The sequence below is a fragment of the Aliiroseovarius crassostreae genome (genome assembly GCF_049803815.1).
GTDB classification, from domain to species: Bacteria; Pseudomonadota; Alphaproteobacteria; order Rhodobacterales; family Rhodobacteraceae; genus Aliiroseovarius; species Aliiroseovarius crassostreae_A.
In genome coordinates, this window is record NZ_JBNAGI010000006.1 from 21,453 (window position 1) to 39,306 (window position 17,854).

Genomic DNA, 17,854 nt, shown 5'->3' on the forward strand with positions numbered 1-17,854 from the left:
TATTTTCGCCATAATCCGATTTTCGCCCTTGAGAATCAACCGCGAACTGCGAATCGCAAAGCATCCGGGATCAATTGAATCACAAAAAGTGTAAAATCATGGCGAATATACCTCACCTTACGTAAGGGGCACCTCCGCCCATTCCTGCGACAGTTTGCGCAAACAGGCGCTTGGTTGCGCTAACTCGCGAAAACCAACCTGTTCCCTTTTCCCGGTGCCATGCTATAGCCCCCTCACCGCCCTCGTTCACATGAGGGTGGCGTGCATGGCCGGGCCTCTGCCTGACAGACCCCCGGACAGACCATGCGCTTTCATGTGGACAGATACGCCGGGGATGTAACGGACCGGCGACAGGAGCAAATTTTATGACCACTGGACGGGTAAACCCGGCACGCCGCTTGGACGATCAAGGCATCACCGGGCTGGGCAATGTCTATTACAACCTGATGGAGCCGGCCCTTGTCGAAGAAGCGCTGAAGCGTGACGAAGGCAAACTGGGCAAAGGCGGCGCCTTCCTGGTCACGACGGGCAAACACACGGGCCGTTCGCCCAAGGACAAGTTTGTCGTCAAGACCCCCAGCGTCGAGCCGCATATCTGGTGGGAAAACAACCCGCCGATGGATCCGGCCAAGTTCGACGTGCTGTATGACGACATGCTGGAACATATGAAGGGCGGCGATTACTTCGTTCAGGACCTGTTCGGCGGCGCGGATCCTGCCCATCGCCTTGACGTGCGTATGGTCACCGAACTGGCCTGGCACAACCTCTTTATCCGTCACCTGCTGCGCCGCCCCGACCGCGACGAGCTGGACGAGTTCGAGCCTGAGTTCACCATTATCAACTGCCCGACCTTCAAAGCCGACGCCGAGCGTCACGGCTGTCGTTCGGAAACGGTGATTGCGCTGAACTTCGACCGCAAGCTGATCCTGATCGGCGGCACGGAATACGCGGGTGAAAACAAGAAATCGGTCTTTACCCTGCTGAACTACATGCTGCCCGAAAAAGGCATCATGCCGATGCACTGCTCGGCCAACCATGCCACGGGCAACCCGGTTGACACCGCGATCTTCTTTGGCCTCTCGGGCACCGGCAAGACCACCCTGTCGGCTGACCCTGACCGCACGCTGATCGGCGATGATGAACATGGCTGGTCAGACACCGGCACCTTCAACTTCGAAGGCGGCTGTTATGCCAAGACGATCAACCTGTCGGCGGAGGCCGAACCGGAAATCTATGCCACGACCGAGAAGTTCGGCACCGTGATCGAGAACATGGTCTATGACGAAGAAACCTTCGAACTGGACTTTGAAGATGACAGCCTGACCGCCAACATGCGCTGCGCCTATCCGCTGCACTACATCTCGAACGCGTCAAGTTCGGCCATTGGGGGGCATCCGAAGAACATCATCATGCTGACCTGTGATGCGTTTGGTGTTCTGCCTCCGATTGCCCGCCTGACCCCGGCGCAGGCGATGTATCACTTCCTCTCGGGCTTCACATCGAAAGTGGCCGGCACCGAGAAAGGCGTGACCGAACCGGAACCCACCTTCTCGACCTGCTTTGGCGCCCCCTTCATGCCGCGCCGCCCGGCCGAGTATGGTGCGCTCTTGCGTGACAAGATCGCCAAGCACGGTGCCACCTGCTGGCTGGTCAACACCGGTTGGACCGGCGGCGCCTATGGCACCGGGTCGCGGATGCCGATCCGCGCCACCCGCGCCCTGCTGACCGCCGCGCTGGAAGGCTCGCTCGCTGATGCGGAATTCCGCAAGGACGAGAACTTTGGCTTTGAAGTGCCGGTGAAAGTGTCGGGCGTTGCAGATCTGCTGCTCGACCCGCGCCGCACCTGGGACGATGCCAGCGCCTATGATGCGCAGGCGCAGAAACTGGTGGAAATGTTCGCCAAGAACTTTACCCAGTACGAAGCTGACATTGATGAGGATGTGAAGGCCGTTGCGCTTGGGTAACCCCAAGGCCAAGCCTTTCCAGACCATCTGAAAACAAAAAAACCGCCCCGTCACTCACACCGGGGCGGTTTTCTTTTCTGCCTGATATCCTAGCGACAGGCGCTGGGACAGGTCAGGAAGAATGGATGGTTTGCTTGAAGTCTCAAACCAGCTTTTGTGGCATCAGGGGGGTAATCCCCTGATCCCGGTCGGCGACCCGGTCAAGCCGCCTTGGGTGCCGTCTGCCACGCAACCGGATGACTATCCCCACCAATCCGATCACCAAAAACGACACCTGAATAAGCGCTGCGGACAGGTTGAAATCCGTGGTCAGGCTGATCAAAACAAGCGTTGCTCCCAACACTTTGCTTATGGAATAGGTCAGTCCGTCCCCATCAATCATCCTAAGTTGAAGCGCCGCATAGCCCGCCATGTAAGACAAAAATCCAACCACCCCAAGGGACCGGCAGACCAAAGCCACGTCAACGTCGTGTCCGTATTGCTCTATCAAATACATTTCAAACATCACTTGATCATAAAGGCGGCGATGGCATTGGCTTAAAATGCCGGCACCTGGCCCGCCCGTGTTCTAAAAATCAGCTGACGCCGTCCTCATTTGAAATAATGTTCAAGGAACATATGCGCGCCACCTGATCCCAGTTTGTCCACGTGGTCAAAGCGGGTCATACCCAATGTTGGTTAAAAGACCGATTTATTTCACCCGCAAAGCAATTTCCGACAGGATTTCCGGCCAGTTCTTGAAGAAGATCAGCTGACCCGCCGCCTCATCCACCCGGAAATCAATCCAGGGGTAATCCTCCTGAAACTCTGCAAGGGTTTCCAGTGGGACCTGAGGATCGGTGCCGCCGTTGAAAAACACCATGGGTGGTCCATTTTCCATCGCCCGCACCACGTCACTCCAATCACGGGTTTCCTGCATGATCACCTGACGACTGAAGGCATCATGGGCGGAATGTTCCTCTGACAAGGCAATTTCCGACCCCATGGCAAGCGCTTCGTAGGCCATCGGATCGGCAAAGGTTTCCACATCTCCTTTGCTGTCCGCAAAGACCGCATTCAGATAGGCCCGCTTGCCCAGCTTGCGCGCCAGATGGAACCCCGCTTTGACCATGAAGGGCAGGAACCGTGGGGTATTGCGGGCGCAGGCCAGAATGAAACGGTAATGCTTGTGCATCCGCTCATACTGCTCTGGTCGGGTGGTGGGCAGGGCACCGCCCGTGGCGATGATATGTGACAGGCTGCCGGGATAAGCGCGTTCCAGGTGACAGGCGTAAAACACATCGGATCCGACGCTCAGCGCCACCGCCTGTGTCACCCGTTCGGCCTGCAACACCGCGCGCAGATCTTCTACGGTTACAGCGGCGAAATCACCGCTTCCAGGCACCGGATCGGTCCCTCCGTACCCCGCACGCACGGGCACAATGACCCGCAGCCCGTTTTGCGCAGCCCATCGTTCGGCGGGCGCAGGCCAGCGGGCCAGACCGTAATCAAGATGCAGATACAGGATCGGCGCCCCGTTCGGATCCCCGAAGGTAAGGTAATCGAGCTTTCGCCCATCTTCCCCATAGATGCTGTGATAGGGCAAGGGCACCAGACCGCCACTGCCTTCGCTGAACGCGTAGGGCCCGGGGCGCTTCTCGGAATCACTGAGTTGCGACATGTTCATCATCGACAGAATCAACCGCACCAATTCCACCTGCGTATGCGCTTCGGTCTTGGCGAGAATGGCTTTGATCTGCGCACGCACCGTATCAACTGACCGACCCCGAGCCTCGGCGATTTCACGCGGGGTTGCGGCATCCACCAACTGTCGGGTGATATCCACCTCGGCCCCCGTCAAGCCGAAAGTTGACCCAAGCAACGCATCAAACCCGTCAGGCCACGCCACAAAGGACGCAATCACAATCGCCAGCCTTTGACCGTTGTCCTGCAGATGTGGCCGCAGATGCAAGACCACCCCCTGGCCACGAGTTTGCCCGGTCTCGGCCCCGTGATCCGCCCGTCGCAACCGAAGAACAGCGGGGGCGGTATCAAACCGGTCAATCAATTGCCCCACTGCATTGGCAAGCGCGCTCAGATCCCCTGCCTCCAACCCAAGCTCCGCCAGACTGTTTGCCTGCGCAAGATCCTTCAGCGCCCGCGCCCGCGCACTTGTGGCCACGATCCGCATCTGGCGATCCACCATGAACGCCGCCGTATTTTCGTAGATATCCGGCAGTTGCGGTGCGTCCGGGGTGGCGGAACTCTCCACCTTATCCAACACCGCGTCGGCCCGGTCAAAATGCGCGGTCAGCGCCTCATCACGTTCGAGATCCGCAAATCCCTCGCCCCGTTTTCGACGTGGGGCCATCGCCGCTTCCCAGCCGTTCAACAACGTATCAAACCGCGCTGGATCCAGTGCCACATCATAGAGCAAAGAGATCACCCGGTCGCGACGTTGCGCACTATCGTGAACGGGCTCGACCTCTTGTTCGACATCAGGCGCAACGGCCGGGTCCGCCCCTGACGGGATGTCGGTGCCCGCCTCCTGGCCCACATCTTTTTCGCCGCCTTTTTTCCCGGCTTTTTCCCCATCTTTGCGAGGGAAAGGTTTTGATCTGTCATGTCCCATGAAACTGTTCCTGTCCGCAGTCTCATTCTGACACAAAACTCATGTCAATCCAGACCGGTTATCCATACTGATCAAATGATCAGGTTGTTGCGACCTCCCACAAGGTGACGTGGCACCGCATGACGCGCGGTCAGTATTTACCATCAGCCTGCCGACGCAGTTTGGTTTTCCCATGATGAAAGATGTTTTGATTGGTGGCCCGGCGCCGTTACGAGGCCAGTGGCACATCGCCCACACCCCACGCGCGGTTGCCGTGCTGAACGGGGCCACCGGCGTGCCGCATGGGTATTATCATCATTTCGCGAGATGGTTGGCCGAAGACCAAAATGTCAGCTGCCTGACCTATGATTATCGTGATTTTGGCGCTTCGGCCCGTGGCCCGATACGTGAGGTGAAAGCCACGATGGCCGATTGGGGCATTGCCGATCAACAGGCCGCGCGCGATTGGGTATCTGCCAGGGCCAATGGAGTGCCAATTTGGGTGATTGGTCACTCGCTGGGGGGCTTGATGATTTCACATCAGGACCGAACGGGTGAGATTTCCCGGATCATCGCCATCTGTTCAGGCCCGGTGCACACATGTGATCACCCCTGGCCCTACCAGGCCTTGGTGCGCAGCTTGTGGTTCGGGGTCGGGCCGGCCTCTATGGCGGTCTTTGGATACGTCCCCGGCAAGCTTTCTGGCCTTGGCAGCGACATTCCCGGCCCGGTCTTTCGGCAATGGAAGCGCTGGTGCACCACACCGGGCTTCGATGCGTCCGACAACAGCCTTCCCCCCCTCTCGCCCTCGCCGCCACAATGTGCTCTGCGCACGGTGGGTGTGAGCGACGATGTCTCCGTGCCGCCCGACGTGGCCGCGCGGCTGGCCAAACGCTATCCCCATTGCCCACATGAACACGTGCTGCTGACCCCCGCCCAATACGGGTTGGACAAGGTGGGGCACATCAGCGCGTTTTCACGCCGCAACGCAGCAATGTGGCCGGATCTGATTGGGGCCTGACACTGGCCTGACGAGATTAACCCAGCAGCCCTTTGCGGATCAGGTTCAACCCGGCCACGGTCAGGATCACCAGGGTCACGCGCTTGAAGGTCTTCTGCGGCATGGCGTCGTGAAACCGCCCGCCAATCACCATTCCAATACCTGCAGGCACCAGCATCAGTGCGGACAAAGGGGCTGTGTGAGCGTTGAATACACCCGACTTCATATGCGCCGCCACCAGCGCCAGCGCCCCGATCCCATAGATCACCCCCTGCACCCGCATCTGTTCCGCCTTGGGCGTGTGGATCGCAGTCAGATACGCCACGGTGGGCGGCCCCCAAACGCCGGACAGACCACCGATAAAACCGGCAATAGCGCCCACAATCCCTTCATCCCGCAGCCGGTGTTCTGGCTTTAGGTTCGGCGACCAACCGCGCAATTGCATCAAGCAAAACAGGACAATCGGGACACCAATGGCGATGAACAGCCAGCTTTGCGGCAGCACTGTGACCAGTTGGGCGGAAAGGCTGATCATGATCAGCAAAGCCACAAGGAACACCTTGTATTTGCCGATGGTTTCCCAGGCCGCCCTGCCGCCTTGCCGCAGGCTCTGCTGCACATTTGTCATCACCGTGGGCAGGATCAGCGCAGCCAGCGCCGTTTCGGCGGGCATCACCGTGGCCAGCCCGGAGATCATGATCAGCGGCATGGCAAACCCGACCGCGCCTTTCACAAACCCGGCCGCCAAAGTCACGCCAATGGCCAGTGACAACACCCAAGGTGACAGCTCTGCCAAAATACCCATCATGTGCTCCAAGATTGCCGCTGCCCCTCTCATACACCAGTCATGCCCCCGCTGCATGCGCCATCTCGTCACGTCATATATGTGCGAATTTTATGCTGCATGCGCATTTTTATTGCGCTGCACCTGCAAAGTGGCTATCCGGTTGGAGAGAGCTTTTTGGGGGCGTGCGAATCCGCCCCACCCAGACAGGAGACAGTATGATGAGCGCCCTGATCGACAATATCCTTGACCTGACCGGAGCGGCCGTGGCCCCGGTTGAAACGGTGTTTGAAGCCGCTAAATCCTCCGTCCGCGCGATGGTGACCGATGGCGACCGTATCTCGGGCAGCAAGCTGGAAGAGCATCAGGCCGCCGCCCACGCCCTGTCCTGGCTCGCCACCTATTCCGAAAGCCTGCGCCAGATGAACGCCTGGGCCACCCGCCTGAACGAGGCCGGCCAGTTTGGTGAAATGGAAACCCTGATCCTGCAGATCGCCTTTGGCGAATATCTGGCCCAGATCAAGGGCGGGATGATGATGAGCCAGAACGAAATGGCCCGTCTGTCGGATATGGGCGTCGACGGTGCTGCGCTGGACACGGACGCGATCAATACGTTGGTGGCACAGGGCAATAATCAGACGGCCCGCAACCGTCTGGTTGACCTGATGCGCGACAATGCAGGCCACGCCACCTTTGGCGCCACCGGGTTGGACGAAGAGCTGGAAATGATCCGCGAACAGTTCCGCCGTTATGCCGACGAACGGGTCGCCCCCAACGCCCATGACTGGCACCTGAAAGACGATTATATCCCGCTGGAAATCCTCGAAGAACTGGCGGAAATGGGGGTCTTTGGCCTGACCATCCCCGAAGAATACGGCGGGCTGGGCCTGTCGAAAGCCTCGATGGTGGTGGTGTCGGAAGAGCTGTCGCGCGGTTACATTGGTGTCGGCTCGCTGGGCACCCGGTCGGAAATTGCCGCAGAGCTGATTCTGGCGGGCGGCACGGATGCGCAGAAGGAACACTGGCTGCCGAAAATTTCGTCGGCTGAAATCCTGCCGACCGCCGTCTTCACCGAACCGAACACTGGGTCGGATCTGGGCAGCCTGCGCACCCGCGCGGTGAAAAACGCCGAGGGCGATTACGAGGTGACCGGCAACAAGACCTGGATCACCCATGCCGCGCGCACTCATGTGATGACGCTGCTGGCGCGCACCGATCCCGACAGCAAAGACCACCGCGGCCTGTCGATGTTCCTGGCCGAAAAAACCCCGGGGGACGACGAGAACCCGTTCCCGACCGAAGGCATGACCGGCGGCGAGATTGAGGTGCTGGGCTATCGTGGCATGAAGGAATTTGAGCTGGGCTTTGACGGGTTCAAGGTGAAGGGTGAAAACCTGCTGGGCGGCGTGGAAGGTCAGGGCTTCAAACAGCTGATGAAGACCTTTGAAGCGGCCCGGATCCAGACCGCCGCCCGCGCCATTGGCGTGGCGCAGAACGCGCTGGAAATCGGCATGCAATATGCCGAGGACCGCAAGCAGTTTGGCAAATCGCTGATCAACTTCCCGCGCGTGGCCAACAAGCTCGCGATGATGGCGGTGGAAATCATGGTGGCGCGTCAGCTGACCTATTTCTCGGCCTGGGAAAAAGACCACGATCAGCGTTGTGACCTGGAAGCGGGCATGGCGAAACTGCTGGGCGCCCGCATTGCCTGGGCCTGTGCCGACAACGCTTTGCAGATCCACGGCGGCAACGGGTTCGCGCTCGAATATCAAATCAGCCGCGTGCTGTGTGACGCCCGCATCCTGAACATTTTTGAAGGGGCTGCCGAAATTCAGGCGCAGGTGATCGCCCGCCGTCTGCTTGGGTAACAGGGGCGCTGCCCCTCGGCCTGACGGCCTCACCCCGAGGTATTTGAAGCAAGAGGAAAGGGCGCAAGATCGCGTCCTTTTCTTATATCTGCAAAACCGTCAGGGTGGCGATAAGTAGACACAACGGGCTATAAAACCGCGCATTCAAGCGATCAAATCGCGGCTCCATCCGTTGACGCCAGACCGGCAAATAGCCCGCCAGCCCACGCAGAGCAAAAACGGCAACCATCAAAAAGATCGCGATCTGCATAAGCTTGGGTCCCAATGGCAGACCCAACCACCCCGCCTGCGCGGCAATGAGCACCATGGCCAATCCCAAAGCCAACGCCACCAGCGCACTGGCCCAGCGGGGCGGCATTTTTGTGATACCCTGCGCGCCCACAACTGCTTTTGCCAGCTGCGCCTCATCCCGGATCGGCCAGTTCAGTCCCGCGGCCCAGACCAGATGAATGGCTGCCGCTCCAGCCAGCAGGATCAACAGCGCCACGGTCATGCTCGCCCCCGCATTCCAATCAGCATCACAGCGGGGATCAAAAGGAAGATGACCCATTGTGGCATCACCCATAGCGTTCCAAGCTGGGACAGCCCATAAAACACGAACAATCCGGCAAACCCGAGCTGGATGGCCGCAAGAAGCGCCGCAAGTTCCCGGTTTGGGTGCCTTGCCATCCAGATCAATGACAGAGTGAACACGACCAGAACAATGGTCACCGCATGCCAGAGGACGGCCGAAATGGCGCGCAATTCTGCGGACAGGTCGCTGGCCTGGATTGGAACGTGGATTTCCGGTCCCCCTGCGAAAACATGGACCCCGGTGGTCACCGCCATCAGACCCGCCGCCAAAATCATTGGATATCTCATTTCAACCCTCAAAATACGAATCCATACGCTTGCGTACGTTATTCAGGAGGAGTAGCTTGTCAATACGCTAGCGTATGGTGAGGAAGATGGCAGAAAAACGGGCACGACTAAGCAGCGAAGACTGGATCATGGCAGGGTTTCGCGCCTTGGCGCACAAGGGCTCCAAGGCCTTGAAAGCCGAAGCCCTGGCCCGCGATCTGGGCACCACCAAAGGGTCTTTTTACTGGCATTTCAAAGACCTGTCAGACTTCCACGCTCAGATGCTGGCACTGTGGGAACATCGCGCCGTGGATGCCGTGACCGACGGGTTGGCGTCCGAACCCGATCCGGTGCGGCGCCTTTACAAGCTAGGTGAAATTGCCACGGCGAATGACTCGACCCATGGCGGCGACGGTGCCGAACCTGCAATCCGGGCCTGGGCGCTTGACCATCCCGACGTGGCCAAGGCCGTTGCACGCGTGGATCAAAAACGCCTGTCCTATTTGGAACAGGTTCTGACCGAACTGGAGCTGACCAACCCCGATTTCGCGCGGATCATCTATGGTGCCTATATCGGCCTGGGCACCCTTTCCGCCACGGATCAGATGGACAATCACGGCGCGATGAGCACCCTGCTTGCGGCCCTTCTGGCCCTACGTGATGCCTGAGGCAATTTCAGAAATGTGATCGCCAGCCCCTTGGTCTTTTCCGGCAAACTGATAGGCACAGCATATGAAATCAATTTGCATCCTCACCCTGTCTCTCCTGGCGCTCTCTGCCTGCAAAGATGAAACCCTGTCTGGATATGCGCCAAAGGAAACCACATGGGTCTGGCAGGAACTGGATGGGCAACCTGCCCCGGCGCGCGCCACCTTGCGCCTGCCGGAACAGGGGCAGGTGACCGGGCAAGCCCCCTGCAACAGCTACAGCGCCCGTCAGACCGTGCCCTATCCGTGGTTCAAGGTGGAAACGATCGCAGCCACGAAGATGGCCTGTTCAGACCTGCAGGCCGAAACCGAGTTCTTCAGGGCGCTCACACAAATGACCCTTGCAGAAGTGGCCGGTGACACGCTCCTTCTTAGCAATGAAGACGGGCGCGAGATGGTGTTTGTCGCCACGCCGTAGCCGGGTTTAATCCGGCACAGCGAGGGCAAGCGTGCGACTGATCCGGGCAAAGCTTTCACCGCTTTCCGCCCGCCATGTATTGAAGGCGTCCTGCGCCGCCGCCTGCGCCGTTTTCGATGTGGCTGCCCCGTCGATCACCCCGGCCATATTCAGCGCCGCCACCACGGATTTTGATAAGATGAACCCGTCAAACCCAAGTCGGCGCAGCGCATAAGGGCCGGTCATCCCACCCAACCGTGCGCCGCGCGCTTTAAGCAACGCGTATAGCCCCACCACGTCATCCTCCGGCCAGGCTGCAAGCGCCTGTGCCGCGCTGCCATGCGCGCGGGCGAGATCAGACAGAAAAACCGCATTGTCTCGCACCGACAGGATTTTCTGCGCGTTTCGCACAATGCCTTTGTCCGCCAGCAACCGGTCCAGATCGTCGTCTGACATCAGCGCATTCCGACCAATGTCAAACCCGTGAAACGCCTCTTCAAAACCCGGCCATTTTGCTTCGATTACCTTCCAGCTGAACCCAGCCTGAAACACCCCCCGTGCAAAAGCCGATAAGATACGGTCATCGCTTTGATCTTCCAGAAGATATTCAGGCGCAACTGGCATCGCGGCTTCAAACGCCTCAGCCCCTTTGCGGTCAATCGCCCGCGTCTTGATCTGTTCAAAGCTGAGCATCGCCTTCCCTTTCCAGATCCCGTTTCAACCGATCCAAAAGCCGCGCCCGCGCCTCGGGCAAGGGCTTATCACCCATCGCATGCGCCAACCGATGGGTCAGGAAATACCCGGTGGTCTGCAACCCATTGATCACATCTTGCAGCCGTCCCTGTCCCCTCCCAAGCAAGTCAGCAGGCAAAGGCAGCAACCGGTCTGCCCAGTCCCCTGCCCCGGCTTCTGACACGGCACGACCTGATTTGGGTGACACGTAACACAGACCCTCGGTCACCCCGGTGACCGCACATCGCGACAGGTCCAACCCAAACCCCAACTCTTCCAGCAGGGCCAATTCCCACCTCAGATAGGCCACCGGCCAGACGGGGTTGGTGCCCAACAGATCCAGCATGGCCTGGGTCCGTTGGTACAGATCCGGATGAGGTTCACGCTCAGGCAGCGCATACCCCAAAAGCGCAGTGATCGCATTCAGCCCGGTCAGAGCTGCGCGATCCGTCATGATCAGGGCACGCGCCCGGATTGGCTCGACCGTGAAACTGCCAATATGGTCCTCCAGCCGCGCCCGCCACGTCACGTCCAATTGCGCGCCCGGTTGCAGGATTGGTGTCATCTTGCGGCTCACGCCCCCGCGGATCACCCCGGCATGACGCCCATGTTTGGCGGTGAAGATCTCGGCAATCACCGAGCTTTCGCCATGTTTGCGCACAGATAAAAGCGCGCCTTCGTCTCGCCAATCCATAGGGCCTCCCGCAGAAAACCATGATCCAGTTCAAATCTGAAAACAACCCTGCCATCTTTGGTCCGGAAATATCCCTACCCGAGCACCGCGAGGGCCCCGCGACCGGACAGGATGGCCCCGCAGGGGCAGGACGTCCGGGCGCAAAACATGGGCGAAGCTCATTTGAAAAGCGCGCGGTCAGTCCGCCAACCCCGGTTCGTCCAGCAAATGCCGCCCGGCTTTATCTTCCACCTCGATCACCCAAAGATCCGGGTCGAAGCTCTTCTGACGCTCCAGCGTCGCATCCACGTCACGCTCCGCGCCGTCCGACAACACCACCCATGCACGGTCGCCCGTCATCAGATCAAAACTGCGTTGATAGACCGCCGCCTGACCGTCCAGCGTGTTCATCTTAACCAGAACCGCCCCGGCGGTCAGGTCGCCCTTGCGGGTGACAAATGCCGGGATATCCGCCAGCCGCAACCGCGTCAGATAGGCAGATACCCAGACATCCGCGGTCAGGCGTGTCACTTGTTGCCGTCCTTGAAATCAAGCCCCATCTCGGAATAGCGCTCTTTTTCCTCAAGCCAGTTCGGGCGCACTTTCACCTGCAAAAACAGGTGCACCTTGCGGCCCATGAACTCCTCAAGCTCCAGTCGCGCCGCCTTGCCCACGGCCTTGATCGTCTCGCCTTTATTGCCCAGCACAATGCCCTTATGCCCGTCACGCATCACGTAGATCACCTGATCCACGCGGGCAGAGCCATCTTTGCGCTCTTCCCAGCTCTCGGTTTCCACCGTCATCTGATAGGGCAGTTCCTGATGCAGGCGCAGGGTCAGTTTTTCGCGGGTCATTTCGGCGGCAATCATCCGCATCGGCAGATCGGCAATCTGGTCTTCGGGGTATAGCCACGGCCCGTCGGGCAACTCCCCCGCCAACCATTCCCGCAACGCTTTCACGCCGTGACCCTTTTCGGCCGAGATCATGAAGGTTTCGGCAAAATCATAGCGGTCGTTCAGATCCTTGGCCAAGGCCAGCAGGACCTCGGATTTCACCTTGTCGATCTTGTTGATCGCCAGCGCCACGGTGCGGCCCTGGGCAATCTCGGCCAAGCCTTCCAGGATCTTCTCGACCCCGTCGGTCACGCCCCGGTGCGCCTCGACCAGAAGCACAACGATGTCGGCGTCTGCGGCCCCACCCCAGGCGGCGGCCACCATCGCGCGGTCCAAACGGCGGCGCGGGCGGAACAGGCCGGGCGTGTCAACAAAAACGATCTGCGCCTCACCCTCAATGGCCACGCCCCGAATGCGCGCGCGGGTGGTTTGCACCTTATGGGTCACGATCGACACTTTTGCCCCCACCATCTGGTTGGTCAGCGTCGATTTCCCGGCATTGGGTTCACCGATCAGGGCGACAAATCCGGCTTTGGTCATTTTGTGGTCTCCAACGCCGTCAGCAGCGCTTTTGCAGCGGCCTGTTCGGCCTGCCGTTTCGAATTGGCCCGCGCTTGCGCGCTTTTGCCATTGTCCAACCGCGCCTCGATGGTGAATTCCGGCGCATGGTCTGGGCCGTCGCGGGCGATTTCCACGTATGTCGGCGGGGCAAGCTTGCGCGCCTGCGCCCATTCCTGAAGCGAGGTTTTCGGGTCGCGGGCATCGGCCTCGACCTTGCCGATCCGGTCGCCCCAAAGACGCAGCACCATGTCGCGCGCCACGTCAAAACCCGCATCACGATAGACCGCGGCAATCACCGCCTCCATCGCGTCGCCAAGCAACGCCTGTTTGCGCCGCCCGCCGGTTTTCTGCTCGGACCGGCCCAGTTTCAGAACCTCGCCAAGGCCCACCTCGCGCGCCACATCGGCACAGGCCTCTTTGCGCACAAGGGCATTGTAGCGCGGCGCCAGCACGCCTTCGGCGGCCTTGGGGTCATCTTCCAACAGCCGTTCAGCCATGACAAGCCCCAGCACCCGGTCGCCCAGAAACTCCAGCCGCTGGTTGTCAGGTCGGGTCGAGGACGAGAGCGACCCATGCGTCAGCGCACGGATCAACAGCTCCGGGTCCTTGAAACTATGCCCGATACGGCCCTCGAAAGCCTGGAGATCCGCCGACAGCTTCACTCGATGGCCTTAAAGAAACGATCCGACCGCCAGGTCCAGAAATAAACCAGCCGCTTCCCCGCTGCCGAGAACATGATCCGGTCCGCGCGGCCCAGGAGGTATTCAAACGGCACCATGCCCACACCGCGCGCGTTCTGGCTGACCCGGCTGTCGGTGGAGTTGTCGCGGTTGTCGCCCATGAAGAAGAAATGCCCCTCCGGTACGGTGAACACATTGGTGTTGTCCAGACGGCCCTGGGCCACGTCCAGGATCGAATGATCTACCCCGTTTGGCAGGGTTTCAATCAGCTTCTGCTTTTCACACGTGCCGCCAAGGCCCACCGGGCGATTGGCGCAGAGCGGAACAGTGCCAAAACGGCCCTGCGGCGCTTTGATCTCTTCAAACGTGCCATCGGGGCGTTGCTTGGCCTCTTGATCATTGATGAACAGCACACCGTTCTTGATCTGGATCTTGTCCCCCGGCAGGCCTATCAGGCGCTTCACGTAATCGGTGCCAAGGGTCGGATGGCGGAACACCACCACGTCGCCACGTTCAGGTTCTGATGCAAGGATCCGGCCGGAAATTGGGCAGATCCCAAACGGGCAGGAATATTTCGAATAGCCATAGGCCATCTTGTTCACGAACAGGAAATCGCCAATCAGCAGCGTGTCTTTCATCGACCCGGTCGGGATCCAGAACGGTTGGAAAAACAGCGTGCGGAACACGCCTGCAATGATCAGCGCCCAAAAGATCGTCTTGAGCGTGTCGAAGATGCCTTCTTCTTTTTTCTCGGCCATGAGGTCCTGCCTGTAACTGCGTTCCCCGCGATATGGGCGGGTCTGGGGAAAGAGTCAAGTTTGACGGGGGTTACGTCTGCGGATCCGGGCGGGCTTCGATCACCACAAAGGCCTGCGCCCAGGGGTGGTCATCTGTCAGCGTGACGTGGATGGTGGCCGTGTGACCTGCGGGCGTCATTTCATCGAGCCGCTCCCGCGCCCATCCGGTCACCTCCATCACAGGCTGACCGCTGCGCAGGTTCGACACCGCCATATCGCGCCAGCTGATCCCCATGGCAAGGCCGGTGCCCAGCGCCTTGGAGCACGCTTCCTTGGCGGCCCATCGTTTCGCCAGAGTCCCCGCCTCGTCCTTTCGCCGCGCGGCCTTGGCCAACTCGCGGTCGGTGAACACCCGGTTGCGAAACCGGTCGCCGAACCGCTCCAGCGTGCCCTGAATGCGTTCGATATTTGCCAGATCGGTGCCTATGCCAAGGATCATTGCGCGGGCTCCACCACATCCGCCACCACCTGACCGCTGGCCTGGTTGACGACAAACAGAAGATCCAACCAATCGCCTTCTGACGTATCTGCATTGTAGCGCGCCACGGGCAGGCGAAAGACCAGCCCGTGCTCGGGATCATACTCTGCCTCGATCTGGTCAAAGGTAACCCCCATAAAACCCAGAGTGTCCTCGGCGCTGATCACCCGGCACTGGCGCCCGCCCACCTCGTCATACGGGGGCGACAGGATGAGAAGATGATAGGCCGCAGCGGCCGGTTCGACCGTGTCCAAAAGGGCAATGCGTACGTCTCCATTGGCAAAGGTGCGGCTGGTCTCGTCCCATGGTTCAACCAGGTTGATCGACGCAGCCCGCCAGTCGCAGTCCGAGACGGATTGGGCGTAGGACGGCTGGGCGGCAAGAAGTCCGAGAGAAAGGAAAATGGCAGGCCCGATCAGCGCGGGCAGCGACAGGTCACCGGATTTCATTTTCATTCCCAACATCTTTGCCATCCTCAATATCAAACACCAATATGCCCTCAGCCCCGCCATCACAAAGCGATACCAGTTGTTGACCAAGTCCCTGGTGTTCCGGGTGATCCGCGTAGCGCTGCAAGGCCGCTTGGTTGGCAAAGCAGGCCACGAAGCCATAGGGATGGTCCGGCGATTTCCGCTCCAGATCAATATTCGGGCCGTAAGTGAACGACAGGAAACCCTCCACGCGCCCCACCAGATCCGCCAATCCCTGCATCACCTGAGCCAATGTCGCCCGATCAGCATCCGGGGCCAGCGCCAACGCCACAACGTGAGAGATCATATCAACACCTCACAAACCCATCCCACGGATCCCCGTCATGACGGTTGAACCGTCAGGATCTTCACACCGGCCGCGCCGAAAAGCGCCGCGAAGCCAAGCTCAAACCACCGCCGCGACGCTTGATAGACACGCACCGCTGCGGGCGTCGAAAACAGAAAGGCATAACCAATAAAGACCAATATGCCCCCGCTATAGAGAAAAAAGAACATGCCAAAAATCTGTGTGATCGTGGCGGTTGGGGGAAGGATGATCGAAAAGACTGCCCCCCAGGACAGGATCGCCTTCGGGTTGGTCAAATGGATCAAGGCCCCCTTCCTGAAAGCCGAAAGACGCGTGCCGCCCACCACGGCCCCCCCATCGGTGATCTTGTCAGACAACGCTGATCGCAGTGACTTGATGGCGAGATAAATCAGGTAGGCAGCGCCGAGATATTTGACGAGCGAGAAGATCCAGACATGGGTGAGCATCAAGGCCCCCATCCCCAGCGCAGCAGCAATTCCCCAAAAGGCACCGCCCGTCAGGATCCCCGTGGCAAAGGCAAGCGCCTGCCCGCGCCCTTCTCTCATGGCGGTTCCTGCAATACCCAAGGTGGCAGGTCCGGGGGACCCACCGGCCAGGACCCAGCCGACCCAGATCAAAAGCAGCTCGATCCCGGTCACGCCCGTGCCTCATCCATCAGGCGGCGCATCTCGGCCATGGCGTCTGGCAGGCCGCGGAAGATGGCCTCGCCGATCAGGAAATGCCCGATATTGAGCTCCATCACCTCGGGCATTTCAGCGATTGGCGCGACGGTGTCATAGGTCAACCCGTGGCCCATATGCACCTCAAGCCCCAGCGAATGCGCCAGCTCTGCGCCCTCGCGCAGGCGCGCAAGCTCTGCATCACGCTCAGCCAGCCGACCTTCGTAATGGTAATCACAATAGGCGCCGGTATGCAGCTCCACCACCGGCGCCCCGATGCGGGCAGCCGCGCGGATCTGCGCCTCGTCGGCACCAATAAACAGCGAGACACGAGAGCCTGCATCGCGCAACGGCGCAATATACTCCGCCAGACGATTGTCCTGCGCGGCCACCTCCAGCCCACCTTCGGTGGTCAGCTCTTCGCGTTTTTCCGGCACGATGCACACGGCATGGGGCTGATATTTCAGCGCAATTTCCTGCATCTCATCGGTTGCCGCCATTTCGAAGTTCAGCGGGATCGACAGGGCCTCCATCAACCCGCCGATATCGTCATCCTTAATGTGGCGGCGATCTTCGCGCAGGTGGGCGGTGATGCCATCCGCCCCGGCCTCTTGTGCCAGCAGGGCAGCGCGGACCGGATCAGGATAGGCCGACCCACGCGCATTGCGCACGGTGGCCACATGGTCGATATTCACGCCCAGTCGCAGTTTATCGTGACGCAGATTTTTGGGGGTCTCAGACATGTCGCGCTCCAAATTTGGTGTTGCGCACAGTGTTACCTGATTTCTCTGTCCTCGCCAGCCCGGGAAAGCCGTTCTGCCAAACGTTTTTCATACCGCTCTTTCAGCTTCTTGATCCGGCGGCGCTGATAGGCGTGGATCAGGGGGTTGGACAGGAAATAGCAAACAAGACCGGTCGCCACCCCGGGGATCAGACATCCCACCAGATAGGGTCGGAACACCCGATGGTAAAAGCTGTGGATGCGGGTCCAGTCGGCGGTGTCGTCGGTAAAGGCGGCGCGCAGGTTGTACCACAGATCGCTGGAGGCCGCGCCGAACGACTGGGCCACCTCGGGCAAATGCACCGTGTCTGGCAAATCGAGCATCGCACTGCCCAGGTTGATCGACAGTTCGGCAATCAGCGGAAAGGTGATCGGGTTGCCAAAGAACGTCGCCAGAAGCGCGGCCAGGATATTGCCGCGCATGATCCAGGCAAGGGTTGCTGCCGTCACGAAATGCAGGCCGAAAAACGGGGTGAAGCTTGTGAACACCCCTGCGGCAATGCCGCGTGAAATGCGGTGTGCCGGGTCCGGCAGGCGACGCAAGCGGTGGATCACATACCGTGCTGCCCGATACCACCCACCCCGCGGGTAAAAGAACTCCGCCACAATCCGCAGATAGGAACGTGGGTTTCTTTTGAACAAGGCGGGCCCC

General features: G+C 59.9%; 22 protein-coding genes. 5 read left to right on the plus strand and 17 right to left on the minus strand.

Annotation, left to right across the window (positions count from 1 at the left end):
* The first annotated feature begins 365 nt into the window (after window positions 1-365).
* Window positions 366-1,964 (plus strand): phosphoenolpyruvate carboxykinase, encoded by a 1,599-nt coding sequence (locus ACP15V_RS14425; RefSeq protein ID WP_424944422.1) that lies wholly within the window; start codon window positions 366-368, stop codon window positions 1,962-1,964.
* A gap of 142 nt (window positions 1,965-2,106) precedes the next feature.
* On the opposite strand, the gene ACP15V_RS14430 is transcribed toward ACP15V_RS14425, so the two are convergent.
* Together ACP15V_RS14430 and ACP15V_RS14435 are read right to left on the minus strand one after the other, a co-directional pair.
* Window positions 2,107-2,460: a CBU_0592 family membrane protein gene (locus ACP15V_RS14430; RefSeq protein ID WP_424944423.1), complete on the minus strand. Its 354-nt coding sequence runs from the start codon at window positions 2,458-2,460 to the stop codon at window positions 2,107-2,109.
* A gap of 195 nt (window positions 2,461-2,655) precedes the next feature.
* Window positions 2,656-4,575 (minus strand): helix-turn-helix transcriptional regulator, encoded by a 1,920-nt coding sequence (locus tag ACP15V_RS14435; RefSeq protein ID WP_424944424.1) that lies wholly within the window; start codon window positions 4,573-4,575, stop codon window positions 2,656-2,658.
* A gap of 172 nt (window positions 4,576-4,747) precedes the next feature.
* Here ACP15V_RS14435 and ACP15V_RS14440 point away from each other — a divergent pair, with 172 nt between their 5' ends.
* On the plus strand, window positions 4,748-5,575 hold the full coding sequence (locus ACP15V_RS14440; protein ID WP_424944425.1) for an alpha/beta fold hydrolase: 828 nt from the start codon (window positions 4,748-4,750) through the stop codon (window positions 5,573-5,575).
* A gap of 16 nt (window positions 5,576-5,591) precedes the next feature.
* Here ACP15V_RS14440 and ACP15V_RS14445 read toward each other — a convergent pair whose 3' ends face one another.
* The gene (locus ACP15V_RS14445) at window positions 5,592-6,362 is read right to left on the minus strand and encodes a sulfite exporter TauE/SafE family protein (RefSeq protein ID WP_424944426.1); all 771 of its coding nucleotides are present in this window, start codon (window positions 6,360-6,362) and stop codon (window positions 5,592-5,594) included.
* Between the two features lie 194 nt (window positions 6,363-6,556).
* Here ACP15V_RS14445 and ACP15V_RS14450 point away from each other — a divergent pair, with 194 nt between their 5' ends.
* Complete coding sequence (locus ACP15V_RS14450) at window positions 6,557-8,206, plus strand: acyl-CoA dehydrogenase family protein (RefSeq protein ID WP_424944427.1); 1,650 nt, start codon at window positions 6,557-6,559, stop codon at window positions 8,204-8,206.
* A gap of 82 nt (window positions 8,207-8,288) precedes the next feature.
* Here ACP15V_RS14450 and ACP15V_RS14455 read toward each other — a convergent pair whose 3' ends face one another.
* Window positions 8,289-8,699, minus strand: coding sequence for a DUF3995 domain-containing protein (locus ACP15V_RS14455; protein WP_424944428.1), 411 nt, complete (start codon window positions 8,697-8,699; stop codon window positions 8,289-8,291).
* Window positions 8,696-9,034 carry a hypothetical protein gene (locus tag ACP15V_RS14460; protein WP_424944429.1) on the minus strand — a complete coding sequence of 113 codons (339 nt, stop codon included), beginning with the start codon at window positions 9,032-9,034 and terminating at the stop codon, window positions 8,696-8,698. Before ACP15V_RS14460 ends, ACP15V_RS14455 begins: the two co-directional genes overlap by 4 nt.
* A gap of 119 nt (window positions 9,035-9,153) precedes the next feature.
* Here ACP15V_RS14460 and ACP15V_RS14465 point away from each other — a divergent pair, with 119 nt between their 5' ends.
* Both ACP15V_RS14465 and ACP15V_RS14470 read left to right on the plus strand, forming a co-directional pair.
* Entirely contained in the window at window positions 9,154-9,714 is a 561-nt protein-coding gene (locus tag ACP15V_RS14465; RefSeq protein ID WP_424944430.1) for a TetR/AcrR family transcriptional regulator, read from the plus strand.
* Window positions 9,715-9,778: 64 nt separating this feature from the next.
* Entirely contained in the window at window positions 9,779-10,171 is a 393-nt protein-coding gene (locus tag ACP15V_RS14470) for an META domain-containing protein (protein WP_424944431.1), read from the plus strand.
* 6 nt (window positions 10,172-10,177) lie between these two features.
* On the opposite strand, the gene ACP15V_RS14475 is transcribed toward ACP15V_RS14470, so the two are convergent.
* The 12 genes from ACP15V_RS14475 to ACP15V_RS14530 form a co-directional block, all read right to left on the minus strand.
* Window positions 10,178-10,843 carry a DNA-3-methyladenine glycosylase I gene (locus ACP15V_RS14475; RefSeq protein ID WP_424944432.1) on the minus strand — a complete coding sequence of 222 codons (666 nt, stop codon included), beginning with the start codon at window positions 10,841-10,843 and terminating at the stop codon, window positions 10,178-10,180.
* Window positions 10,830-11,576, minus strand: a complete 747-nt coding sequence (gene recO / locus ACP15V_RS14480; protein ID WP_424944433.1) for a DNA repair protein RecO — start codon at window positions 11,574-11,576, stop codon at window positions 10,830-10,832. The genes ACP15V_RS14475 and recO overlap by 14 nt, the downstream gene beginning before the upstream one ends.
* Window positions 11,577-11,753: 177 nt before the next feature.
* Window positions 11,754-12,086 (minus strand): DUF1491 family protein, encoded by a 333-nt coding sequence (locus tag ACP15V_RS14485; protein ID WP_424944434.1) that lies wholly within the window; start codon window positions 12,084-12,086, stop codon window positions 11,754-11,756.
* On the minus strand, window positions 12,083-12,988 hold the full coding sequence (era, locus tag ACP15V_RS14490; RefSeq protein ID WP_424944435.1) for a GTPase Era: 906 nt from the start codon (window positions 12,986-12,988) through the stop codon (window positions 12,083-12,085). The genes ACP15V_RS14485 and era overlap by 4 nt, the downstream gene beginning before the upstream one ends.
* Window positions 12,985-13,671 (minus strand): ribonuclease III, encoded by a 687-nt coding sequence (rnc, locus tag ACP15V_RS14495; RefSeq protein WP_424944436.1) that lies wholly within the window; start codon window positions 13,669-13,671, stop codon window positions 12,985-12,987. The genes era and rnc overlap by 4 nt, the downstream gene beginning before the upstream one ends.
* The gene (gene lepB / locus ACP15V_RS14500; RefSeq protein WP_424944437.1) at window positions 13,668-14,447 is read right to left on the minus strand and encodes a signal peptidase I; all 780 of its coding nucleotides are present in this window, start codon (window positions 14,445-14,447) and stop codon (window positions 13,668-13,670) included. Before lepB ends, rnc begins: the two co-directional genes overlap by 4 nt.
* A gap of 70 nt (window positions 14,448-14,517) precedes the next feature.
* Window positions 14,518-14,925: a holo-ACP synthase gene (acpS, locus tag ACP15V_RS14505; RefSeq protein ID WP_424944438.1), complete on the minus strand. Its 408-nt coding sequence runs from the start codon at window positions 14,923-14,925 to the stop codon at window positions 14,518-14,520.
* Window positions 14,922-15,428: a hypothetical protein gene (locus tag ACP15V_RS14510; RefSeq protein WP_424944439.1), complete on the minus strand. Its 507-nt coding sequence runs from the start codon at window positions 15,426-15,428 to the stop codon at window positions 14,922-14,924. Before ACP15V_RS14510 ends, acpS begins: the two co-directional genes overlap by 4 nt.
* A complete protein-coding gene (locus ACP15V_RS14515; RefSeq protein ID WP_424944440.1) occupies window positions 15,400-15,741 on the minus strand; it encodes a Dabb family protein in 342 nt (113 codons plus the stop codon). The genes ACP15V_RS14510 and ACP15V_RS14515 overlap by 29 nt, the downstream gene beginning before the upstream one ends.
* Before the next feature lie 35 nt (window positions 15,742-15,776).
* Entirely contained in the window at window positions 15,777-16,400 is a 624-nt protein-coding gene (locus ACP15V_RS14520) for a LysE family translocator (protein WP_424944441.1), read from the minus strand.
* Complete coding sequence (locus ACP15V_RS14525) at window positions 16,397-17,164, minus strand: pyridoxine 5'-phosphate synthase (RefSeq protein WP_424944442.1); 768 nt, start codon at window positions 17,162-17,164, stop codon at window positions 16,397-16,399. The genes ACP15V_RS14520 and ACP15V_RS14525 overlap by 4 nt, the downstream gene beginning before the upstream one ends.
* Before the next feature lie 32 nt (window positions 17,165-17,196).
* A complete protein-coding gene (locus ACP15V_RS14530; RefSeq protein WP_424944443.1) occupies window positions 17,197-17,844 on the minus strand; it encodes a DUF2062 domain-containing protein in 648 nt (215 codons plus the stop codon).
* Window positions 17,845-17,854 lie beyond the last annotated feature (10 nt).

What these genes read in the sequence shown, in the direction of transcription:
- ACP15V_RS14425 (WP_424944422.1), top strand. Translation starts at nt 366, where the DNA reads ATGACCACTGGACGGGTAAACCCGGCACGCCGCTTGGACGATCAAGGC.
- ACP15V_RS14430 (WP_424944423.1), bottom strand. Translation starts at nt 2,460, where the DNA reads ATGTATTTGATAGAGCAATACGGACACGACGTTGACGTGGCTTTGGTC.
- ACP15V_RS14435 (WP_424944424.1), bottom strand. Translation starts at nt 4,575, where the DNA reads ATGGGACATGACAGATCAAAACCTTTCCCTCGCAAAGATGGGGAAAAA.
- ACP15V_RS14440 (WP_424944425.1), top strand. Translation starts at nt 4,748, where the DNA reads ATGATGAAAGATGTTTTGATTGGTGGCCCGGCGCCGTTACGAGGCCAG.
- ACP15V_RS14445 (WP_424944426.1), bottom strand. Translation starts at nt 6,362, where the DNA reads ATGATGGGTATTTTGGCAGAGCTGTCACCTTGGGTGTTGTCACTGGCC.
- ACP15V_RS14450 (WP_424944427.1), top strand. Translation starts at nt 6,557, where the DNA reads ATGATGAGCGCCCTGATCGACAATATCCTTGACCTGACCGGAGCGGCC.
- ACP15V_RS14455 (WP_424944428.1), bottom strand. Translation starts at nt 8,699, where the DNA reads ATGACCGTGGCGCTGTTGATCCTGCTGGCTGGAGCGGCAGCCATTCAT.
- ACP15V_RS14460 (WP_424944429.1), bottom strand. Translation starts at nt 9,034, where the DNA reads ATGGCGGTGACCACCGGGGTCCATGTTTTCGCAGGGGGACCGGAAATC.
- ACP15V_RS14465 (WP_424944430.1), top strand. Translation starts at nt 9,154, where the DNA reads ATGGCAGAAAAACGGGCACGACTAAGCAGCGAAGACTGGATCATGGCA.
- ACP15V_RS14470 (WP_424944431.1), top strand. Translation starts at nt 9,779, where the DNA reads ATGAAATCAATTTGCATCCTCACCCTGTCTCTCCTGGCGCTCTCTGCC.
- ACP15V_RS14475 (WP_424944432.1), bottom strand. Translation starts at nt 10,843, where the DNA reads ATGCTCAGCTTTGAACAGATCAAGACGCGGGCGATTGACCGCAAAGGG.
- recO (WP_424944433.1), bottom strand. Translation starts at nt 11,576, where the DNA reads ATGGATTGGCGAGACGAAGGCGCGCTTTTATCTGTGCGCAAACATGGC.
- era (WP_424944435.1), bottom strand. Translation starts at nt 12,988, where the DNA reads ATGACCAAAGCCGGATTTGTCGCCCTGATCGGTGAACCCAATGCCGGG.
- lepB (WP_424944437.1), bottom strand. Translation starts at nt 14,447, where the DNA reads ATGGCCGAGAAAAAAGAAGAAGGCATCTTCGACACGCTCAAGACGATC.
- acpS (WP_424944438.1), bottom strand. Translation starts at nt 14,925, where the DNA reads ATGATCCTTGGCATAGGCACCGATCTGGCAAATATCGAACGCATTCAG.
- ACP15V_RS14510 (WP_424944439.1), bottom strand. Translation starts at nt 15,428, where the DNA reads ATGTTGGGAATGAAAATGAAATCCGGTGACCTGTCGCTGCCCGCGCTG.
- ACP15V_RS14515 (WP_424944440.1), bottom strand. Translation starts at nt 15,741, where the DNA reads ATGATCTCTCACGTTGTGGCGTTGGCGCTGGCCCCGGATGCTGATCGG.
- ACP15V_RS14525 (WP_424944442.1), bottom strand. Translation starts at nt 17,164, where the DNA reads ATGTCTGAGACCCCCAAAAATCTGCGTCACGATAAACTGCGACTGGGC.